Genomic DNA, 19,003 nt, shown 5'->3' with positions numbered 1-19,003 from the left:
ACTTGTAATCGTATTTAGACCCATAGTGTTAAACCCGACGCTTTAGATCACCCAGCCACTGGGCATGGTCGATCTTTGTCAAAAGTGCATCGTGATCAAATTGAATAAGGTAGTTTGGAATGTACAGCAGACCAGGTATTTGCAAAAAATCTTGAGTATTTTCTGGGTCGAATAGATTTGACATACGCAACCATTTAGGCCGTTATTTCCTCCTCTGCCAGTTTTGGAATCATTTCTAATTCTGCAACGGAATCTGCAATCTCAATCAAAGGTATTTGGAGCGCTTTTTCCAAAGCATCACCCCTCCACCAGCGTCCCAATCACATCACCTTTCACGATGCGCATTAAATTCCGGTGGTTGTTGATGTCAAAAACGATGATGGGGATGTTGTTTTCCTGGCAAAGCGTAAAGGCGGTCATGTCCATGACGCCGAGGCCGAGGCTGATGACTTTGGTGTAAGTAAGGGTGTCGAATTTGGTGGCGGTAGGATCTTTTTCGGGATCGGCAGTATAGATGCCGTCTACCCGGGTGCCTTTGAGGATGACGTCTGCATTGATTTCGTTGGCGCGGAGTGCGGCAGCAGAGTCAGTGGTAAAATAGGGGCTGCCAGTACCAGCAGAAAAAATCACTACCCGGCCTTTTTCCAGGTGGCGAATCGCGCGACGGCGGATGTACGGCTCCGCAATTTGCTTCATTTCAATAGCTGAAATGAGGCGGGTATAAATTCCAGCTCCTTCCAGCGCACTTTGTAAAGCCATTCCGTTGATGACCGTGGCCATCATGCCCATGTAATCGCCCTGAACACGTTCGATTCCAGACTTTGATGCAGACAATCCACGAAAAATATTGCCACCGCCAATCACGACGGCCACTTGTACGCCAACGTCTATCAGGGATTTAATCTGGTCGGCATAATGGTGCAAAACCTGGGCGTCGATACCGAACTGTTGTTCGCCCATTAAGGATTCTCCGCTGAGTTTGAGCAGGATGCGTTTGTATTTGAGCTGCATGCGCCAGTGCTGGTTTTTAGGTTCAGGGTGAAGATATTATATTTTTCTCATAAGTAGGTGATCAAAATCGAACAATCTCGATTGTTTCATTTTAATCGTGCCTTAGTGTGACTCAAAAAATTACTTCCCGATTTTTTTTAGAGGGTTTTGAATAGGAAGCTCACTTGAAATGAACCGTTCGACTACCTATTCAAAACCCAAAATCGGGAAGTTAATTTTTCTGAGTTAGTTAACTGCAAAAGTCTGCATTGCATTGTTTGCGCTGGGCAAAAAAAAAGCGAACCGGAAAATTTTCCGATTCGCTTTTCTGGATGATTAACCCAGCTTCACGTGTTTGAAGCCCGTGGCGACCAAGTCTTTATCCAGGGACTTGAGGTAAGCCGCAATGGTCAATTTGTTGTCTTTTACAAAGTCCTGATTAACCAGAGTACTTTCTTTGTAAAACTTGTTCAAACGGCCCAAAGCGATTTTTTCAAGCATTTCTTCCGGTTTGCCTTCGTTGCGCGCCAATTCTTTGGCAATTTCGATTTCTTTTTCGACAACAGTAGCATCAACTTGATCTTTGTCCAACGCGATGGGGTGCATTGCTGCAACCTGCATCGCTACATCACGACCTGCATCGTAGAAGTTGTCGTCAGCTTTGCTCAAGCCTACCAGCACACCAGCTTTGTTGCCCATGTGGATATAAGGACAAACCATTGCTGCTTCCAGGTGCTCATATGTCACATCAATCTTTTCCCCAATTACACCTACTTGCTCGATGGCTTTTTCGCCGATGGTGATGTCTTCGTAAGGCAAAGCCAAAAAAGCTTCCAAAGTTGCTGGATAGTTTTCCAGAGCGCTTTCTGCAAAACTGCGAGTCAACGCGATGAAATCTTCGTTTTTGGCAACGAAGTCGGTTTCGCAACCCAGCTTAACGATAATGCCACGGGTTTTGTCTGCTGACACCAGGGCCAGTACACAACCTTCAGTGGTTTCGCGATCTGCACGCTTAAGAGACAGTTTTTGTCCTTTTTTGCGCAGATTTTCGATGGCCTTATCGAAATCTCCTTCAGCCTCGGTCAATGCGCCTTTACAATCAGACATACCGGCACCGGTCATGTCACGCAATTTTTTTACATCAGCGGCAGAGATGGTAACGCTCATGGTAAGTGTTGATTTATATGTTGAAGAATGGTTGGAAATGAAGGAGCTATCAGCAATCAGCTTTGAGCCATCAGCTATCAGCTTTTGCACAATGTGCTGATAGCTGATAGCTGATGGCTCAAAGCTCAAAGCTCAAAGCTCAAAGCTCAAAGCTCAAAGCTAATTATCGTACCGCTTCCTTTTCAGCTTTAACTGCTTTGCGTTCTTCCAATCCTTGGCGGATGGCTTCTACCATATAATCAGTGATGATTTTTACGGATTTAGAAGCATCATCGTTTCCAGGGATGGCGTAGTCCACTTGATTTGGGTCAGAGTTGGTGTCTACGATACCGAACGTGCGGATACCCAGTTTGTGGGCTTCAGCGATGGCAATATGCTCGTGAGAGATGTCTACCACAAAGATAGCGGCAGGCAAACGATTCAAGTTGGCGATACCACCCAACACTTTATCCAGTTTGTCGCGTTCGCGGGTTAGCGTCAAACGTTCCTTTTTGGTTACGCTGGTCAGTGTTCCGTCGGCCAGCATGCGGTCGATGTTTTGCATTTTCTTCACCGAACGGCGAATGGTTGCAAAGTTGGTCATCATACCACCCAACCAACGGTCGGCGATGAAAGGCATACCTACGGTGCGTGCAGCTTCAGCTACGATATCGCGGGCTTGCTTTTTGGTGGCAACAAACATGATTTTCTTACCACTCTTGGCCATTTGGCGCATGGCATTGGCCGCGCGATCCAGGGCATCCAGAGTACGGTTCAAATCGATGATGTGAATACCCTTGCGCTCCATGAAGATATAAGGAGACATTTTTGGATTCCACTTCTTTTTTAAGTGACCAAAGTGGACGCCGGCATCCAAAAGTTCTTTATAAGTAGGCTTGTTCATTTTTCCAGATTGAAAAAATTAAAAAGAAAACTTTTCCACAAATACAAGATCCATTAACGCTTGGAGAACTGGAAGCTCTTGCGCGCCTTTGGCTTACCGTATTTCTTACGTTCAACCTCGCGGGCATCACGGGTAAGGAACTTACGGTCTTTCAATGGTTTGCGGAAGTCTTCGTTCAACTGGATCAGGGCGCGAGAAATACCCATGCGCACTGCTTCAGCCTGGCCTTTAAAGCCGCCGCCAGCAACGTTAACCTTGATGTCGTACAAGTTTTCAACTGCTACTTCCTGCAAAGGAGCAATTACCGCAATTTGTACATGCGTTTGTGGGAAGTATTCTTTGTAGTCACGGCCGTTTACCAGGATCTTGCCTTCGCCTTTCTTCAGGTAAACACGGGCTACAGATGCTTTTCTCCTCCCGGTGGCATTAATTTGTTCAGTCGTCATGTTGACTTAATGATATGCGTCCGTTTATGCCCATCCACAAGGGACAGATAAATTTGGTTGCGCTCGGTTAATCCCACGAAAATCCACGATTTCGATCGTGAGTTTGAAATCCAAGGATTTCGCAGGGGAAGATTTTACTTCTTAAAAGTCAGCTCAATAGGCTGCTGCGCCTGGTGTGGATGTTCTGCACCTTCGTACACAAACAATTTTTTCACCATTGCGCGACCCAGGCGGTTTTTAGGCAACATCCCTTTGATTCCGCGTTCAATCAGGTAGATTGGTTTGCGAGACAAAAGGTCTTTGGCCACAATTCTTTTCTGACCACCCTGGAATCCAGAGTAAGTTTGGTACTCTTTCTGATTGATCTTGTTGCCTGTAAAACGAATTTTACCAGCGTTCAGGATGATCACGTAGTCACCTGTATCAATGTGCGCCGTGTAACTAGGCTTGTTTTTGCCACGCAAAATGTGAGCAACCTGAGAAAACAACCGACCCGCAATCTCGCCTTCGGCGTCGATCACATACCACTTGCGCTCTACGTTCTCTTTCTTCGCATGAACCGTTCTGTAACTCAACGTATCCACTTAACAATGTTTTAGTATTGTCAAAAAAATTCTGATTTTCAGTCGCTTTCTAGCTCAGCTGGCATCACGCCTCCCCTTAAAGCGGTACAAATGTAAAGTGCTTTTTTTCTTCTTGCAAGCTTTTTTCAAAAAAAATTATCACCAATAAATTCATAAACGATTGAAAAACAGTAAAAATTTAGAACATCATTTTTATTCTTGCTCAACCAACCCAATCCAGGTCAATGGATTCTTTATTCACTTGGATTGCGCATATCAAGAGAAAAAAGTAATTTTGCATCCCTATGGAGAAGAAAACCACCATTTTACCTGTTTTTACCTTTTTGCTGCTGAGCATTTTGTTGCTGAATAGTTGCAAAAGCGAATTCGAGCAAATCCGCACTGGCGGCGATGTAAAGAAAATATACTCCAAGGCCACGGATTATTTTACGCAGGAGGAATGGCAAAAAGCCCAAACCCTGCTGGAAATGATCATTCCCAACGTAAGGGGAACAAAAGAGGCAGAAGATGTGTTTTTTAAGTATGCCTATACGTTCTACAATTTGCAGAGCTATACTTCGGCTTCTTATCACTTCAAAACTTTTGCCAACACTTACGGTGCCAGTCCTTTGCGTGAGGAAGCAGAATTCATGTCGGCTTACGCTCAATACCAGGAGTCTCCTACTTTCCGTTTGGATCAAGGAGCCACCGGACAGGCGATCGAGGAATTTGAGTTTTTTGTCAATACCTACCCCGATAGCAAAAGGGTAGGTGAGTGCAACAAATTGATCGACAAGTTGCGGCTAAAACTGGAAACCAAGGCTTTTGAAGAAGGAAAACTGTACTTCCATTTGCGGTACTACCAATCAGCAGTTAGATCATTTGAAAACTTGCTGAAAGATTTTCCTGAAACCAAAAATGCCGAACAAGTGCGTTTAATGATTCTGCGTTCTTACTATGACTTAGCGCTAAACAGCATCCTGGACAAACGGGAGGAACGTTTCAAAGAATGCCGCCGCCTGGCTGCAGAGTTTTTGGAACGCTACCCAAAATCTGAGGATTTACGTGAAGTACAGAACATCCAGGATAATTCCAATAAACAGCTTAAATTATTAACCAATGTCCGATATCAAAACCAAAGTGCAGGGTCTGGATCCTAACGTACGCGCCCGCAACATGGATTCCATTGCCCGGAAATCGGCCAATGTTTACGAATCCCTGGCAATCATCACCAAACGTGCCCGCCAGTTGAGTGTAGACCTCAAGCACGAATTGCACAGCAAATTGGAAGAATTTGCCGTGAATTCGGATACCATTGAGGAAATCAGCGAAAACAAGGAGCAAATCGAAATCTCCAAGTTTTATGAGCGGCTACCCAATCCAGCGATCATTGCTACCGAGGAATTCCTCAACAATGAGATCGCTTTCCGTTATGTAGAGCGCAAAAAACGCAACCAGGAATAGGTAAATGAAGTTATGAATTATGAGTTATAAGTGATGAGTTATGAGTACGAGCGTAAAAACTCATCACTCATGACTCATCACTCATAACCCATAACTTGGATCGCTGTGTTGCTAGGTAAAAAAATTATACTCGGTATTTCCGGCAGCATTGCTGCCTATAAATCTGCTTCGCTCACCCGCTTGCTCATCAAAGCCGGAGCTGAAGTTCAGGTATTGATGACGCCCTCCGCGCAGGACTTCATTACTCCACTTACGCTTTCCACACTTTCAAAAAAGGCCGTATTCACAGAAGTAAGCTCCGAGTCGGCCTGGAACAACCATGTCGAATTGGGTTTATGGGCCGACGCAATGGTGATTGCTCCAGCTACGGCTACGACATTGGCCAAATTGGCCAATGGCCTTTGCGACAATATTTTGGCAGCAGCCTATCTTTCTGCGCGTTGTCCGGTGTTTTTTGCACCAGCCATGGATCTGGACATGTGGCACCATCCAGCCACACGCAGCAATGTAAGTCGCTTGCAAGGATACGGCAATCACCTGATTCCGGTGGGAGTAGGGGAGTTGGCCAGTGGCCTTTCTGGCGAAGGACGCATGGCCGAACCCGAAGCAATCGTTGCGCATCTGGAGCAGTTTTTTGATCAAAGCAAAGATCTCTCCGGTAAGAAAATACTCCTTACCGCAGGCCCTACTTATGAACCCATTGATCCGGTTCGCTTTATTGGCAACCGTTCTTCGGGCAAAATGGGCGTTGCCCTCGCGGATGCGGCAGCACGCCGTGGGGCAATTGTTACCCTGATATTGGGCCCTTCAAAATTGAGCCCAGCGGAGCAAAACGTCCAGGTCATCCGGGTGGAAACGGCACAAGAAATGCACGATGCTGCCTTGCAGGCTTTTGCAACAGCAGACGCAGCCATTTTGGCAGCGGCAGTGGCTGACTATCGCCCCAAAACGGTAGCTACGGAAAAGATCAAAAAGAAAGGAGAGGAACTCCAACTCGATTTGATTAAAAATCCAGACATCGCTGCGGAGTTGGGGCAATTAAAAAAAACAGGGCAGTTGTTGATCGGATTCGCCCTCGAAACCAACGATGAAGAAAGCAATGCGCAAGGTAAATTGGAGCGTAAAAATTTTGATTTTATCGTCTTGAATTCCTTGCGGGATGCTGGTGCAGGCTTCAACCACGACACCAATAAAATCAGCATTCTGTTTAAAAACAATAAGAGACGCGATTTTGAGTTAAAGTCAAAGAATGCTGTGGCGGATGACATCCTCCAGGCTATGATTGATTTGTTCAAGTATAACAATTCATAAGTGCTATGCGGAAGTTTTTTATCCTCATCATCCTGGTGCTTACAGGGCTTTTCAATTTGAAGGCTCAGGAGCTGAACTTTACGGTAAAGGTCAACATTCAACGTTTGCTCACCGCAGATCCTGCTGTATTCAATGGCCTAGAACAATCGCTCAAGGAATTTGTCAACGGTACCAAGTGGTCTGAGGACGAATTTCGCCCGGAAGAACGCATCAAAGGAAACCTTTTGCTGACCATTACTGGCGAAGCAAAGGACAAAAATGACAAGCCAATCCCCAATGTCTACACCGCGGAATTGGCAGTACAGGCTGCTCGCCCCATTTATGGCAGCAACAAGGAGACCACTATTTTCAATTACATCGATCGGGAAATTACCTTCAAATACGAGCAGTTTCAACCACTGCAATTCAGCAAATCCATCTTCAACGACAACTTGTCACAAGTCGTGGCATTTTACGCTTTCATCGTTTTGGGCATGGATTATGATTCCTTTAGCCTGGAAGGAGGAACCGAAAATCTACAATCGGCACAGCAAGTCGTCAACGTGGCACAAAGTGCAGGTGCTGCGCAAGGCCGGGGCTGGAGCTCGATTGAAGGCAACAACCGCAACCGTTACTGGATCATCGAAAACCTCTTGTCTCCGCGGATGAAACCGATGCGGGAAATGCAATTTGTGTATCACCGCCTGGGATTGGATCAAATGGCTCAGGATGCTGCTAAAGGACGCTCCATCATTTCCAAAACCCTCGAAAATGCCCGCAAGTCTTTTGATACCTATCCGAATACCATCTTGATGCAATTGTTTTTGTCCATCAAATCAAAAGAAATCACGGAGATTTTTACCATCGGTTCTCCCGATGAGAAAGACCGCGTAGCAGATGTTATGTCGCGCATCGACCCCACCAACGCCAACAGATACCGCCAATTGCGGCAGTAATGGCCTTACTCGAATTTACCGATCACGGCATCTATTGCCCGCAGGCCGATGTCTACATCGACCCCTGGAAACCCGTCAAACGAGCCTTGATCACCCACGGACATGGTGACCATGCCCGTGCAGGCTGTGATTATTACTTGTGTACCCGCTCTGCCCACCCCGTGATTCGCTACCGCTTGGGGCCCATCCATATCGAGACCGTAGACTATGGCGAAACACGGCTCATCAACGGCGTGCGTTTTTCTTTTCACCCCGCTGGCCACATCGTAGGTTCCGCCCAAATCCGGGTTGAATTTCAGGGGGAAATCTGGGTTGCCTCTGGCGATTACAAACTCGAAGACGATGGCCTTGCCGAAGCATTTGCCCCGGTTTCCTGCCATACGTTTATCACCGAATGCACCTTTGGATTGCCGCGCTTCAAATGGCAGCCGCAAGCGCAAATTTTTTCCGACATCAATGGCTGGTGGACACAAAACCAACAGGAAGGTAAAATCAGCATACTGACCGGCTATGCCCTCGGCAAAGCGCAACGCTTGCTGCAAGGATTGAACCCAGATATTGGCCCCATTTTTGCGCAAGGCGCAGTGGAAAACGTCAATGAAGTCTTGCGCAATCAGGGCATTCGTTTGCCCAAAACGACTCGTTTGGCGCAGCAGACCAAAACAAAACAACTGACTGGAGGCATCATCATCACGCCGCCTTCGGCGCTGGGATCACCTTTGATTCGCCGCATTGCGCCTGCTTCGGTGGGTGTGGCATCGGGCTGGATGGCTGAATCGGCTACACTTCAATCATTCAAAGCCGATCGAGGCTTTGCCTTGAGCGACCATGCCGATTGGGATGGCCTCAATAGCGCCATTGCGGCTACTGGAGCGGAACGGGTGATTGCTACACATGGATACACCGCGCAGTTCAGTCAATGGTTGCGAGAGCAGGGCTACGATGCCCATGCTGAAAAGACCCTTTTTGAAGGCGAAGTATTGGAAACAGATTTGGAATTGGAATAAGGCTGTGCCTTACTTCTTGTGCCGCCCTTCCAATATTTTGACCACATCCCCCAATTCGTATCCTTTGGCCGACAATAAGATCAGGTAATGGAAAAGCAAGTCGGCAGCTTCGTTTAAAAACAGATCGGCATTGTCGTCTTTGGCCTCGATGACCAGTTCAACCGCTTCTTCTCCAACCTTTTGGGCAATTTTGTTGATGCCCCTCTTGAACAAAGAAGCAGTATAGGAGCTTTCATCTGGCTGATCCCGGCGTTGGCGGATGACGTTTTCGAGCTGACGCAAAAAATCGATTGACTTATTGCTTTCATTCCAACACGTATCTGCGCCAGTATGGCAAGTCGGGCCATCCGGGCGGGCTTTGATCAGGAGGGTGTCCTGGTCACAATCTACAGCGATGCTGACCAGATGCAGGAAATTATTGCTCGTTTCGCCTTTGGTCCACAAACGGTTTTTGGAGCGGCTGTAAAAAGTGACAATCCCTTCTGCCAGGGTTTTATCAAGCGCCTCGCGGTTCAGGTAGCCCAGCATCAGCACCTTTTCGGTAGCGTAATCCTGAACGATGGCCGGAACCAATCCTTCAGATTTCTGAAAATCAACACTGTTTGGGTCAAAAGCAAGCGACATCGTGCGTAATTAATTTGCCGCAAATTAACACCCAAAAGTTCAAAGCCCCAAAAAAAGCGGGTACATTGTCAGAAGAATGAAGAGATATGACATTTCACGAAAGTGGTTTGGTTTTTCATTTTTCCGATAATTGGCTGGTGCGCAAGTTTGACAGCCATACTTTTTACCGTGGCCTTAGCGGTGTGGGGTTCAAAGGCGTGGATTTTTTGGTGTTGCCGCCTAGTGGACCATTGTTGCTGTTGGAAGTAAAAAACTACTTTAACCGCGACCCCAGGGTCAATGCACCCGTTCGCCCCGAACATTTGCCTGTTCCAGCGGAATTGGCAAAAAAGCTACACGAAAAATCAATGGACACTCTTGCGGCGATTGAGGCCATTCAGCGGTATTACCAGCGCAAATGGAGTTACCGGGTTTTACTGCCCCTGTTGTTGCGCTTGCGCTGGGGGAAATCGGATTGGGTGTTCTGGACTTTGGCCTATCAACGTACCCATGTAGATCGGATGGCCAGGTTGGTTTGTTGGATTGAAGTACAGGATGGCCAAACCGAATGGAAAGCAAACCTCCAAGAAGCCCTAGATGCGTTGACATTTGATCCACCCTTTGAACCTATGCTGATTTCGATGGATCACAATCCATTTTATCCCGAAATTAGGGTTCAGAACGGTTGACCCCCAAATCCTCTTCCAGCGAAACTTTTCAACTCTAAACTTTTCACCTATCTTACAGCCCTGATAAGGGGCGATAAAAAATAAGTGTTCATTTTGCCAGAGGATTAGATAAGTAAACGGTTTATTTCAAGTGTCTTATCTAATCCTTTGGCTCAAGAAAAATGAACACTTATTTTTGCCCTACTATTAAGCAAAAACCATGCATACCAAAGCAATTATTCCGGTGGCTGGTGCAGGTACTCGATTGCGCCCACTCACGTATACCCAACCCAAACCCTTGATTCCCGTTGCGGGAAAACCCATCATTTCTTTCATCATCGATCAGTTGATAGAGGTTGGCGTTCGCGATTTCATTTTTGTCATCGGTTATTTGGGGGAAAAAATAAAAAATTACGTTGAGCAGGCTTATCCTGACATTGAAAAGCAATTTGTCAATCAGGAGATTCGATTAGGTTCTGCTCACGCCATCTGGACTGCCCGAGAATCCATTCGGGATGCAGACGACGTCTTCATTTTTTTTGGGGATACCATCATCGATCTGGATTTCAAACCAGTACTTCTGGATCCTTACTCTTGCTTGGGGGTAAAAAAAGTAAACGATCCACGCGAATATGGTGTAGTTGAATATGGTGAAGATGGATTGGTCAGCAAAGTGATCGAAAAACCCCGCATCCCCAAGTCCAACATGGCCATGGTCGGTTTTTACCACATCAAAGCAGTGCCGGCTTTTATTGATGCCCTGGAATTCAACATCAGCAATAATATCCGTACCGAAGGCGAATTTCCACTGACCGATGCCCTGATGCGCATGATTGAAACCGGTACCCGCTTCAACACCATCGAAGTAGACAATTGGTTCAATTGTGGCAAAAAAGACGTCCTGCTTGAAACCAATGCCATTATGTTGCGCCGCAAAGGATACGCTTCTTCAAATCTGCCAGATTTTGACAACTCCATCATTATTCATCCGGTCAGCATCGGGGAAAACTGCCAAATCAGCAACTCTATCATCGGGCCGCATGTTACCATTGGCAACAACGTGCGCATCAATAGTGCCGTTGTACGGGATTCAATCATTGGCAATTATGCCGCGATCCAGGAAATCATCCTGCAAAATTCGGTGGTAGGCAATGATGCATCCATTACCGGGCTGCGCCAAAGCCTCAATATTGGCGACAATACCGAGATTGATTTTAGTTTATAGCCTAATTTTTTCTCCATGAAACTTTCTTTTGACCGCTTGGTTGTGATTTTACTCATCGTCGTGATCGGTGTGTACATTGGAAAATATTTTTATACCCAGCCCCAATTTGTCAATGGCCAAAAAGCGCTGGATTTCAGCGCAACGACCATCGATAATCAGCCTTTTAAACTTTCTGATCTGCGAGGTAGCTATGTCCTGCTGGATTTTTGGGGTTCCTGGTGCGGCCCTTGCCGCATGGAGAATCCCAATTGGGTAGCCTTTAATGCCCGTTATGCCGGGAAAAAACTAAAAAAAGCAGATGGAATCCACCTGGTCAGCATTTCAATAGAACAAAATGAAAACAATTGGAAGCAAGCCATCCTTTACGATGGACTTACTTGGCCGTATCAAATCATGGATAAAACGAGTAGCCTCAAATTTTTCAATGCACCAATTGCCACCCTCTACAAAGTCAGGGCGATACCCAGCAATTACCTCATCAGCCCTCAGGGCATGATCATTGGGGTAAATGTACGTCCTGACGAAGTTGAAAAGATTATCGGACAATAACCAAACTGTCAGGACATTCTGACAAAAACTGCCAAGCTGACTTTCTTTGTTCCAATATTTCTGACATGGCAAGATAATTGATAAGGGATTCTCAAAAAACTTTCGAACCGTGATGGACCAGGATAAAGAAATGGAAATCAAGGCAGAAACCTTAGAAACGCCCGTGGAAAACGAAATGAACAACCCAAACGCCGAAGAGCAAGGAGATGCAATACCCGGCAATGAATTTTCAGTCGAGGAACAGTATGCTCGCCTCCAAAGGGATTATGCCGAATTGCAAGACAAGTACATCCGCAACATTGCAGAGTTTGACAATTTTAAGCGCCGTACCCTCAAGGAACGCCTGGAGTTGATGAATACTGCTGCTCGGGAAACCATTCAGGCATTGCTTCCGGCTTTGGATGACTTCGACCGCATTAAAGCCGCTGGTGAATTGCCCAACAGCCCTGAACCATTTGGCGCAGGAATCAAGTTGGTGTACAACAAATTTTACCATATTTTGAATGCTCAAGGCTTGGAACCAATGGAATCCAACGGACAACCATTTGATGCCGAGATCCATGAAGCCATTACCGAAATTCCAGCTCCTTCGGAAGACCTGAAAGGCAAAGTGATTGACACATTGGAGAAAGGGTATAAATTAAAAGATAAAATGATCCGCTACGCGAAAGTGGTGGTTGGTAAATAAGGGGTCATGGCAAATAAGCGTGATTATTATGAAGTGCTTGGTGTGCCTAAAAGTGCCGACGATGCTGCTTTGAAAAAAGCATACCGCAGTCTGGCGATGCAACACCACCCGGATAAGAATCCTGGAGACAAAGCATCAGAAGAGAAATTCAAAGAAGGTGCAGAAGCATATGAAGTGCTGAGTGATGCCGATAAACGTGCCCGTTACGACCGTTATGGTCATGCCGGAGTTGATCCCAATATGGGCGGCGGTCGTGGCCCTGGCGGCATGAGCATGGATGATATCTTTTCTCAATTCGGTGATGTTTTTGGAGACGATTCTCCGTTCAATTCGTTCTTTGGCGGTGCGGGTGGCCGTTCTAGTGGCGGTCGTGCTTCTGGACAACGCGGTGGAAACCTGCGGATAAAAGTGTCGCTTTCATTGGAAGAGATTGCCAACGGCGTCACCAAAAAGATCAAAGTACGCAAGCAAACAACTTGCGACGAATGCCATGGGTCAGGTGCCAAAGATTCCTCCTCGGTAAAGACTTGCGGCACTTGCAATGGCGGCGGTTATGTACGTCAAGTACGCAATACTTTTTTGGGCCAAATGGCCACTACCACCCCTTGTCCTACCTGTGGTGGCCGTGGGCAGGTGGTGACCAGCAATTGTACCAAATGTCGGGGTGCCGGAACGGTTGATGGCGAAGAAACCCTCGATATCGATATTCCAGCAGGCGTTGAAGAAGGAATGCAACTGCAAATGCGCGGTAGGGGCAACATCGGCCCACAAGGCGGCCCCGCAGGTGATTTGCTGATCACCATCGAAGAAAAACCCCACGAGCACCTGCAACGGGATGGCCAAAACATCATCTACGAGCTGTTTGTCAACTTTGCAGATGTGGGTCTGGGTACCTCTGAAGAAGTGCCAACCCTGGATGGTAAAGTCAAAATCAAAATCCCCGCAGGTACACCGGCTGGCAAGATTTTCCGATTGAAAGACAAAGGGCTACCCTCTGTTCAAGGATACCGCGGTGAACGGGGCGATCAGTTGATCTACGTGAATGTGTGGACACCCAAAAAACTGAACGACGAAGAGCGACGTTTGCTCGAAAAGATGCGTGAAATGCCCAATTTTAAGCCTCAACCGGGTAAGTCTGACCGCACTTTCTTTGAAAAAATGCGCGACTTTTTTAAGTAGCGGCTAAATAAACCAGGAGCATTGGTCGTTTCGAGATCGCTTGTTTATTCCAGCCTCTTCCCTGCTTGATGCAGGAGGGTGAGGTGAAAAGCAAGCGAACTCGAACACCCAATGCTCAACTTTTTTTTATGAAAATCAACTTTGTTGCACTTAGTCTTGCCTTATTGCTTAGTGCCTGTGGTCCCAACTACGTCTATCAACACAAAACCACTTTCTCCAACGATACCTGGACTTACCAGGAGGTACAGCAGCATACCGTTGAAATCAAAGACCTGAAGCACCTCTATAATCTGATCATAGGGGTTAAACACAGTCCTGATTTTGCTTTCCAAAATTTGTATGTGAAGATCAAAACGATTTTCCCGAAGGGAGAAAGTCGCGAACAAATCGTTTCGCTCAACCTCTCGGACGGAAGTGGAACCTGGTTTGGCTCTTGTAGCGGTCAGACTTGCTCGCTGGATATCCCTATCCAACAAAATGCCATCTTTGAAACGCCCGGAAAATACCAATTCATCATCGAGCAGTACATGCGCACTGAAAAAGTAACGGGTGTAAAAGGCCTCAGTTTTAAAGTAGAGAAAACCAACGAATTGGTAGAGAACGCCAAGAAAAAATAGACATAATATCGAATAATCACCAAGGCCTGCGTTCATACACCACAGCCTTGTCCCGAATTTTTTTGATCACCCGGTAGCGGTACATAAATGCTTGTAACGCGGGTTCATCGGGCAATTCTGGCTGAAACACCACAAAGCGCGGATTTACTTTCTGGATGCGCGCCAACTCCCTGCTCAGGCCGATTTGCAAAACCTGGCGGTGCCGTTTTTCCCAAATCAAAGAACGATGCACGTAAGGCGTTGGACTCTCTTGCTTCAAGAGGTGGTATACAATCTGGTGGTAATTTCCCATGTAAATCCGATCATCGGGCAACAAGAGCGGCTGAAGATAGTGCGCCGTTTCGCGGGCATGATCCGGCTTGTCCAGGTAATCTTTTTTCTGTAAAAACAAGTTGAGTATGCCCAATACAGTCAGCGCAATTGCAGCATTGCGAAATGAAAACAACCACTTGGTCCAGGCTGGTCGAGGGGCATCTGCAGCAAAAAAATCGCCAGCAAGAAAGGCAAATGGCAACATCATCTGGATGAAATAATGCCCAAATGGCTTGCCCTGCACATTGATGGCCACCAGCACCGAAACCGCCCAAATGGAGGCAATCAACCAGGATTGGCTTTTTTTGACCAATCCCCAGCCGAAACAAAAAGCAATCGGGAAAAACCGCAAGAGAAAATCAAGCAAAAACATTGCCCTGCTGCCCAAGCTCAATGAAGCCGGATACGCACTTCCTATCCCAAAAGTATAGTGCAAAAATACATCTCCCAACCCCCAGGCACGATAGGTCAAAAAAGCAGACAAAGGCAAAACCAGAAAACCCGTCACCAGTAAAACCCACTGGCGCAACAAAAGCCCATATTTTGCTCCTGGCTTCAGGTAAGGCAATCCTACGATCAATCCCAAGGCCAACGCATCAAAAGCAACGGTGTACTTGATCATGAATCCTGCCCCCAGGCCGCATCCTGCCAACAACATACTCCAACCCTTTTGCGGATAGGCTAGTATCAACCAGAGTGCAAGGGCGTTAAATATAGCATAATACAACTCTGTGTTTGGCGAAACGCCATAAAACGTAAACATGGAGCAAAGAAACACGTACATCACACCACTGGCCCGGGAAGCCCCTTTGTCGGCACCCAAGGCTCGTTTAGCTCGATACAAAAAATAGGCCGTGCCACTAATCCAGATCGTGGTGAAAAAACGCAACAAAAAAATTGACCCTCCGCCTATTTTCAACAACAGCGCGTACAACAAAAATATCCCGATAGGCTTGGTATCTACGCTGTCTACCCAATAGGTTTGCCCGCGAAGCAGGCCATCTGCAATCACGATGTAGGTCGATTCATCGTGATTGATTACCGAAGGGAAAAAAGAAAAAATGCGCAATACCATGGCCGTTCCTAAGAAAAGCAGGAAGGGATTTTTGAACATGAGTCAATTATATTTTCACAATTCTTTGATAGCCAAAGGCATTTCCTGCCGTTATCCGCACAATGTATGTTCCGGCAGGCAAGGCGCTCAAGGTAAGGGTTTTGGTCTGAAATTTTGCTTGAGGTAAGGTATGTCGCTGTAACAATCGACCTGTTGCATCCAAAAGCTCCAATCTTCCAGCGTTGGGAATGGCGCCCAATTCCAGTTGGACAGTCCCCTCTGTAACCGGGTTAGGGGCAATTTGCATGACTATTTTTTGTTGGATAGGCGTATCAACAGGAGTGGTCATTTTGAGCGCAGCCTCTACCGCCGCCAAAACGTTGATGCGGCCATAGCCATAAATAGGATTGGGTTGACTATTGCCCTTTAATCCAGCACAATTCATCGTATCCGTAAGCGGCACTGCGGTTTTTTCCAACAAGGTTTCAATGACCTCTACTTGTCCGGCCAATGCAGGATTGGCAGAAATGATCAGTGCCACCGCCCCTGCAACGTGTGGACCGGCCATACTCGTACCACTGAAAATGGCAAATCCCCCTTTCGGGATGGATGAACGTACTCCTTGCCCAGGAGCAGACACATTCGGCTTGAGTACCACGGAACCCAGGTACCGCGCCGGACCTCTCGAACTGAAACGAGCGATGACATCGTCATTGCGGGTCGCCCCAATTGAAAAGGATTCTGGAAAAAATGAGGGAGCATCATTGACCGAACTGCAACCCTGAGCTCCCGCATTGCCCGCCGAAACCACCACTACTACACCCGCAGCACGCAAATTGACAATGGCTTTTTGCATCAAGCCCCAGTTTCCTGGGCCACAACCTTCAATATCTGGGCAACCCCAGGAATTGTTGATCACATGAGGAGCCAATTTCGGGTTGGGGTTTTGGTTTTTCAAATCGGTTGGGGCCAAAAACCACTGAAAGCAATCCAGATAGGATGCAGGACTTCCCCAGCCGCGCTCCATATTCCGGCAGCCGATCCAGCGGGCACCAGGGGCAACGCCAATCTGGTTTCCGGCCTCATCATCGCCGAGCATGGTGCCCATGGTATGGGTGCCGTGGCTATCGTCGTCGCAGGGCACTTTGGAGTTGAGCCCGCAGGGGTTGATGGTATCTGAGTTCAGCGGACTGTACCTATTGATGCCATCGTGCCAATTGTAGTTGTGATCAATTTTTGCCTCGGTACCCCGGTATTTCTTTTTGAGGGTGGGATGCTCCCAATCATAGCCCGTATCCTGGCCCGCAATGACCACTCCTTTTCCATTTATGCCTTTGGCCCAAACCTCTGTTGCGCCTATTTTGCTGATGCCCCATTCAATGGCAGCACGCAAATTGTCGGCATTGGCCTCTACTCTGGGGGCTGAAAAATAAGTATGTGGATTGCTGATAATGCTTTGAACCCCCGGCTGAGCTGCCAATAAACGCGCGGTAACCAAATCCAGTTTAGGCAGGTAAAGAGCATTGACAATCCAAAGTGGGGTAGCATTTAGCCCATTGGCGTGTAGGATTTTCCATAGCGGTGCCTGACTGCGCTCGGCAGTGGCTTTCAGTTTTTGAAAAACGTATTCCCCTTTTGCTTCTTTGGTCAGCAGTTGTTGCGCAAAACCCAAATCGGCTTGTTCTACCAATACGACTAAGGCCTCGGTTTGTCCATGAGCAATCAAGGCTTCCTGCACAACCCGATCAATTTTTTGGGCAAAAAGAGTTGAATGCAAAGCGAGGACAATTCCAAACAAATAAAATGCGTTATTTAGAATGTGTTTCATCGGATTATGGTTACGGCTTTTATCAAGCCTTTGAAATAAACGTATGAAAATAATTGATAATCAATGAAATAAAAAAAGAAAAATCTTTTTCATTTCATAAAAAAAATCTAATTTACATGCAAATGACAAAGTAGCCCCTACTTGACCTCCGTTTCCAGCTGTTGAGATTAGAGTAATTCCCTGTGCATATCAAACATTTAGGCCAAAATCTACGTACTCACACAATTTTACCATTAAAAGCATGGAACGCTCCATTCAGATGTACAATGCTTTTTCAGGGGTCAATCCTTTGGAAAGCTTCTCCCTACTCAACTTCTTTCGAGTGCACACACCCGATACGGAGTATCGTGCAATTCAAGAGGCATTGGATTACGCCCTCAAAAATAAACCTTCTTTTGGAGGATTTGTACTCACCTATTCCATCAATACCCGGATAGTAGCAGGGGTTGTCGTCAATAAGACAGGAATGCAAGGGTTTAAATCCGAAAACTTGTTGGTACTGGCGGCAATACACGAAGATTACAAAACCCAAACCAACTTCCTGGAAGAATTGATCGACAAAGCAGTGGACTATGCAGATGGTGATATCGCCATATATGCCAAACCCAATCACCCCGCTTTGATGATGGCCAAAAGAATGGGCTTCAAAGAACAATTCGTTGAGTTGAAATTTCAAAAAACGGCTATGGCCGCCAAAATTCGGGTTTAGTGCTTTTTCCCAAGTTGAATTTTGCTTTCTTTGATTGTTGTTTTATCTTACCTGGGTTTTTAAACAAAAAAATTAAAAACCCATGCAAGAGCAAGTTATCGCGCACCTGGCGCGAGACCCTAAACTCGCTACAATTTTGCCCCTGATTGCCTTTCCTAATTCAGGAGCAAACACGGATGATGTATATTTTGGCCTACTTGAGTCGATCACTTCACAACAATTGTCGGTAAAAGCCGCGGATACCATCTTCAAACGCTTTTTGGCACTTTTTCCTAATGAATATCCTGATCCAACCTTGTTGGGCAACACGCCGCATGACGCCTTGCGTGGGGTCGGCTTGTCCAATCAAAAGGCCAGGTACATGCACAATACTGCTGCTTTTTTTGTGGAGCATCAGCTTTTTTCCAAAGATTGGTCTACACTCAGCGATTCCGAGATTATTCAATTGTTGAGCAGCATCAAAGGTGTTGGCAAATGGACGGTTGAAATGATCCTGATGTTTGTGTTGAAACGACCCGATGTTTTTCCTATCGATGACCTAGGCATCCGCCAAGCCATGATTCGTTTGTACGAAGTAGAATTGGAAGGCAAAGCCCAATACCAAAAATTGACCGAAATTGCCGAAACGTGGCGACCATACCGCACGTACGCCTGCCGGTATTTGTGGCGATGGAAAGACGCGTAGGGGCAACCCTTGCGGTTGCCCAACAGATGGCAAAGCCGTCATGGGTATGCGGTTGCCCAAGTAGGGGGGCAACCCTTGCGGTTGCCCAACAGATGGCAAAGCCGTCATGGGTATGCGGTT

The 19,003-nt window shown here is 46.7% G+C and carries 22 protein-coding genes; 13 read left to right on the top strand and 9 right to left on the bottom strand.

All coding sequences use genetic code 11. The annotated features are described in order from the left end of the window. Positions 1–28: 28 nt before the first annotated feature. From ABW391_RS14115 to rplM, 6 genes are all read right to left on the bottom strand, one after another. Positions 29–184 carry a hypothetical protein gene (locus ABW391_RS14115; protein WP_353482528.1) on the bottom strand — a complete coding sequence of 52 codons (156 nt, stop codon included), beginning with the start codon at positions 182–184 and terminating at the stop codon, positions 29–31. Positions 185–297: 113 nt separating this feature from the next. Continuing rightward, a complete protein-coding gene (gene pyrH / locus ABW391_RS14110; protein ID WP_353482527.1) occupies positions 298–1,011 on the bottom strand; it encodes a UMP kinase in 714 nt (237 codons plus the stop codon). 315 nt (positions 1,012–1,326) lie between these two features. After that, the gene (gene tsf, locus ABW391_RS14105) at positions 1,327–2,157 is read right to left on the bottom strand and encodes a translation elongation factor Ts (protein WP_353482526.1); all 831 of its coding nucleotides are present in this window, start codon (positions 2,155–2,157) and stop codon (positions 1,327–1,329) included. A gap of 163 nt (positions 2,158–2,320) precedes the next feature. Further along, entirely contained in the window at positions 2,321–3,040 is a 720-nt protein-coding gene (gene rpsB / locus ABW391_RS14100; RefSeq protein ID WP_353482525.1) for a 30S ribosomal protein S2, read from the bottom strand. Positions 3,041–3,093: 53 nt separating this feature from the next. Continuing rightward, a complete protein-coding gene (gene rpsI / locus ABW391_RS14095; protein ID WP_353482524.1) occupies positions 3,094–3,486 on the bottom strand; it encodes a 30S ribosomal protein S9 in 393 nt (130 codons plus the stop codon). A gap of 134 nt (positions 3,487–3,620) precedes the next feature. Further along, positions 3,621–4,070, bottom strand: coding sequence for a 50S ribosomal protein L13 (rplM, locus tag ABW391_RS14090; protein WP_353482523.1), 450 nt, complete (start codon positions 4,068–4,070; stop codon positions 3,621–3,623). Between the two features lie 284 nt (positions 4,071–4,354). On the opposite strand from rplM, the gene ABW391_RS14085 reads away from it, so the two are divergent. From ABW391_RS14085 to ABW391_RS14065, 5 genes are all read left to right on the top strand, one after another. Continuing rightward, complete coding sequence (locus tag ABW391_RS14085) at positions 4,355–5,209, top strand: outer membrane protein assembly factor BamD (protein WP_353482522.1); 855 nt, start codon at positions 4,355–4,357, stop codon at positions 5,207–5,209. Further along, positions 5,169–5,513 (top strand): DNA-directed RNA polymerase subunit omega, encoded by a 345-nt coding sequence (locus ABW391_RS14080; protein ID WP_353482521.1) that lies wholly within the window; start codon positions 5,169–5,171, stop codon positions 5,511–5,513. The genes ABW391_RS14085 and ABW391_RS14080 overlap by 41 nt, the downstream gene beginning before the upstream one ends. 105 nt (positions 5,514–5,618) lie before the next feature. Beyond that, on the top strand, positions 5,619–6,824 hold the full coding sequence (coaBC, locus tag ABW391_RS14075) for a bifunctional phosphopantothenoylcysteine decarboxylase/phosphopantothenate--cysteine ligase CoaBC (RefSeq protein WP_353482520.1): 1,206 nt from the start codon (positions 5,619–5,621) through the stop codon (positions 6,822–6,824). A gap of 5 nt (positions 6,825–6,829) precedes the next feature. After that, on the top strand, positions 6,830–7,759 hold the full coding sequence (gene porD / locus ABW391_RS14070) for a type IX secretion system protein PorD (protein WP_353482519.1): 930 nt from the start codon (positions 6,830–6,832) through the stop codon (positions 7,757–7,759). Continuing rightward, positions 7,759–8,766: a ligase-associated DNA damage response exonuclease gene (locus ABW391_RS14065; RefSeq protein ID WP_353482518.1), complete on the top strand. Its 1,008-nt coding sequence runs from the start codon at positions 7,759–7,761 to the stop codon at positions 8,764–8,766. The genes porD and ABW391_RS14065 overlap by 1 nt, the downstream gene beginning before the upstream one ends. Before the next feature lie 9 nt (positions 8,767–8,775). Here ABW391_RS14065 and hisIE read toward each other — a convergent pair whose 3' ends face one another. Then, on the bottom strand, positions 8,776–9,390 hold the full coding sequence (gene hisIE / locus ABW391_RS14060) for a bifunctional phosphoribosyl-AMP cyclohydrolase/phosphoribosyl-ATP diphosphatase HisIE (protein ID WP_353482517.1): 615 nt from the start codon (positions 9,388–9,390) through the stop codon (positions 8,776–8,778). Positions 9,391–9,476: 86 nt separating this feature from the next. Between hisIE and ABW391_RS14055 the strand changes: the two genes are divergently transcribed. The 6 genes from ABW391_RS14055 (at position 9,477) to ABW391_RS14030 (ending at position 14,295) form a co-directional block, all read left to right on the top strand. Then, a complete protein-coding gene (locus tag ABW391_RS14055; protein ID WP_353482516.1) occupies positions 9,477–10,058 on the top strand; it encodes a hypothetical protein in 582 nt (193 codons plus the stop codon). Between the two features lie 199 nt (positions 10,059–10,257). Then, a complete protein-coding gene (locus ABW391_RS14050; protein WP_353482515.1) occupies positions 10,258–11,262 on the top strand; it encodes a sugar phosphate nucleotidyltransferase in 1,005 nt (334 codons plus the stop codon). A 15-nt stretch (positions 11,263–11,277) separates the two neighbouring features. Further along, a complete protein-coding gene (locus ABW391_RS14045; protein WP_353482514.1) occupies positions 11,278–11,811 on the top strand; it encodes a TlpA family protein disulfide reductase in 534 nt (177 codons plus the stop codon). A 109-nt stretch (positions 11,812–11,920) separates the two neighbouring features. Further along, positions 11,921–12,499, top strand: a complete 579-nt coding sequence (locus ABW391_RS14040; protein ID WP_502916327.1) for a nucleotide exchange factor GrpE — start codon at positions 11,921–11,923, stop codon at positions 12,497–12,499. A gap of 6 nt (positions 12,500–12,505) precedes the next feature. Continuing rightward, positions 12,506–13,678, top strand: a complete 1,173-nt coding sequence (gene dnaJ / locus ABW391_RS14035) for a molecular chaperone DnaJ (RefSeq protein ID WP_353482512.1) — start codon at positions 12,506–12,508, stop codon at positions 13,676–13,678. A 128-nt stretch (positions 13,679–13,806) separates the two neighbouring features. Continuing rightward, positions 13,807–14,295 carry a gliding motility lipoprotein GldH gene (locus ABW391_RS14030; protein ID WP_353482511.1) on the top strand — a complete coding sequence of 163 codons (489 nt, stop codon included), beginning with the start codon at positions 13,807–13,809 and terminating at the stop codon, positions 14,293–14,295. A gap of 16 nt (positions 14,296–14,311) precedes the next feature. On the opposite strand, the gene ABW391_RS14025 is transcribed toward ABW391_RS14030, so the two are convergent. Next, on the bottom strand, positions 14,312–15,721 hold the full coding sequence (locus tag ABW391_RS14025) for an ArnT family glycosyltransferase (RefSeq protein WP_353482510.1): 1,410 nt from the start codon (positions 15,719–15,721) through the stop codon (positions 14,312–14,314). A 7-nt stretch (positions 15,722–15,728) separates the two neighbouring features. Next, a complete protein-coding gene (locus tag ABW391_RS14020) occupies positions 15,729–17,489 on the bottom strand; it encodes a S8 family serine peptidase (protein WP_353482509.1) in 1,761 nt (586 codons plus the stop codon). A gap of 241 nt (positions 17,490–17,730) precedes the next feature. Between ABW391_RS14020 and ABW391_RS14015 the strand changes: the two genes are divergently transcribed. Together ABW391_RS14015 and ABW391_RS14010 are read left to right on the top strand one after the other, a co-directional pair. After that, a complete protein-coding gene (locus ABW391_RS14015; RefSeq protein ID WP_353482508.1) occupies positions 17,731–18,198 on the top strand; it encodes a hypothetical protein in 468 nt (155 codons plus the stop codon). Between the two features lie 82 nt (positions 18,199–18,280). Further along, on the top strand, positions 18,281–18,883 hold the full coding sequence (locus ABW391_RS14010; RefSeq protein WP_353482507.1) for a DNA-3-methyladenine glycosylase family protein: 603 nt from the start codon (positions 18,281–18,283) through the stop codon (positions 18,881–18,883). The last annotated feature ends 120 nt before the right edge of the window (positions 18,884–19,003 follow it).

Origin of the sequence: Haliscomenobacter sp. (assembly GCF_040403615.1) — a bacterium.
Lineage (GTDB): Bacteria > Bacteroidota > Bacteroidia > Chitinophagales > Saprospiraceae > Haliscomenobacter.
Note: the sequence above shows the minus strand (reverse complement) of the source record. Positions and strands in the feature narration are given on the sequence as shown.

Excerpts from the sequence above, each read along its gene's own strand:
- ABW391_RS14045 (WP_353482514.1), top strand. The coding sequence starts at position 11,278 with ATGAAACTTTCTTTTGACCGCTTGGTTGTGATTTTACTCATCGTCGTG.
- ABW391_RS14115 (WP_353482528.1), bottom strand. The coding sequence starts at position 184 with ATGTCAAATCTATTCGACCCAGAAAATACTCAAGATTTTTTGCAAATA.
- ABW391_RS14030 (WP_353482511.1), top strand. The coding sequence starts at position 13,807 with ATGAAAATCAACTTTGTTGCACTTAGTCTTGCCTTATTGCTTAGTGCC.
- ABW391_RS14025 (WP_353482510.1), bottom strand. The coding sequence starts at position 15,721 with ATGTTCAAAAATCCCTTCCTGCTTTTCTTAGGAACGGCCATGGTATTG.
- ABW391_RS14055 (WP_353482516.1), top strand. The coding sequence starts at position 9,477 with ATGACATTTCACGAAAGTGGTTTGGTTTTTCATTTTTCCGATAATTGG.
- porD (WP_353482519.1), top strand. The coding sequence starts at position 6,830 with ATGCGGAAGTTTTTTATCCTCATCATCCTGGTGCTTACAGGGCTTTTC.
- rpsI (WP_353482524.1), bottom strand. The coding sequence starts at position 3,486 with ATGACGACTGAACAAATTAATGCCACCGGGAGGAGAAAAGCATCTGTA.
- ABW391_RS14050 (WP_353482515.1), top strand. The coding sequence starts at position 10,258 with ATGCATACCAAAGCAATTATTCCGGTGGCTGGTGCAGGTACTCGATTG.
- ABW391_RS14015 (WP_353482508.1), top strand. The coding sequence starts at position 17,731 with ATGGAACGCTCCATTCAGATGTACAATGCTTTTTCAGGGGTCAATCCT.
- rpsB (WP_353482525.1), bottom strand. The coding sequence starts at position 3,040 with ATGAACAAGCCTACTTATAAAGAACTTTTGGATGCCGGCGTCCACTTT.
- ABW391_RS14010 (WP_353482507.1), top strand. The coding sequence starts at position 18,281 with ATGCAAGAGCAAGTTATCGCGCACCTGGCGCGAGACCCTAAACTCGCT.
- hisIE (WP_353482517.1), bottom strand. The coding sequence starts at position 9,390 with ATGTCGCTTGCTTTTGACCCAAACAGTGTTGATTTTCAGAAATCTGAA.
- pyrH (WP_353482527.1), bottom strand. The coding sequence starts at position 1,011 with ATGCAGCTCAAATACAAACGCATCCTGCTCAAACTCAGCGGAGAATCC.
- ABW391_RS14020 (WP_353482509.1), bottom strand. The coding sequence starts at position 17,489 with ATGAAACACATTCTAAATAACGCATTTTATTTGTTTGGAATTGTCCTC.
- ABW391_RS14065 (WP_353482518.1), top strand. The coding sequence starts at position 7,759 with ATGGCCTTACTCGAATTTACCGATCACGGCATCTATTGCCCGCAGGCC.
- ABW391_RS14080 (WP_353482521.1), top strand. The coding sequence starts at position 5,169 with ATGTCCGATATCAAAACCAAAGTGCAGGGTCTGGATCCTAACGTACGC.
- dnaJ (WP_353482512.1), top strand. The coding sequence starts at position 12,506 with ATGGCAAATAAGCGTGATTATTATGAAGTGCTTGGTGTGCCTAAAAGT.
- tsf (WP_353482526.1), bottom strand. The coding sequence starts at position 2,157 with ATGAGCGTTACCATCTCTGCCGCTGATGTAAAAAAATTGCGTGACATG.
- ABW391_RS14085 (WP_353482522.1), top strand. The coding sequence starts at position 4,355 with ATGGAGAAGAAAACCACCATTTTACCTGTTTTTACCTTTTTGCTGCTG.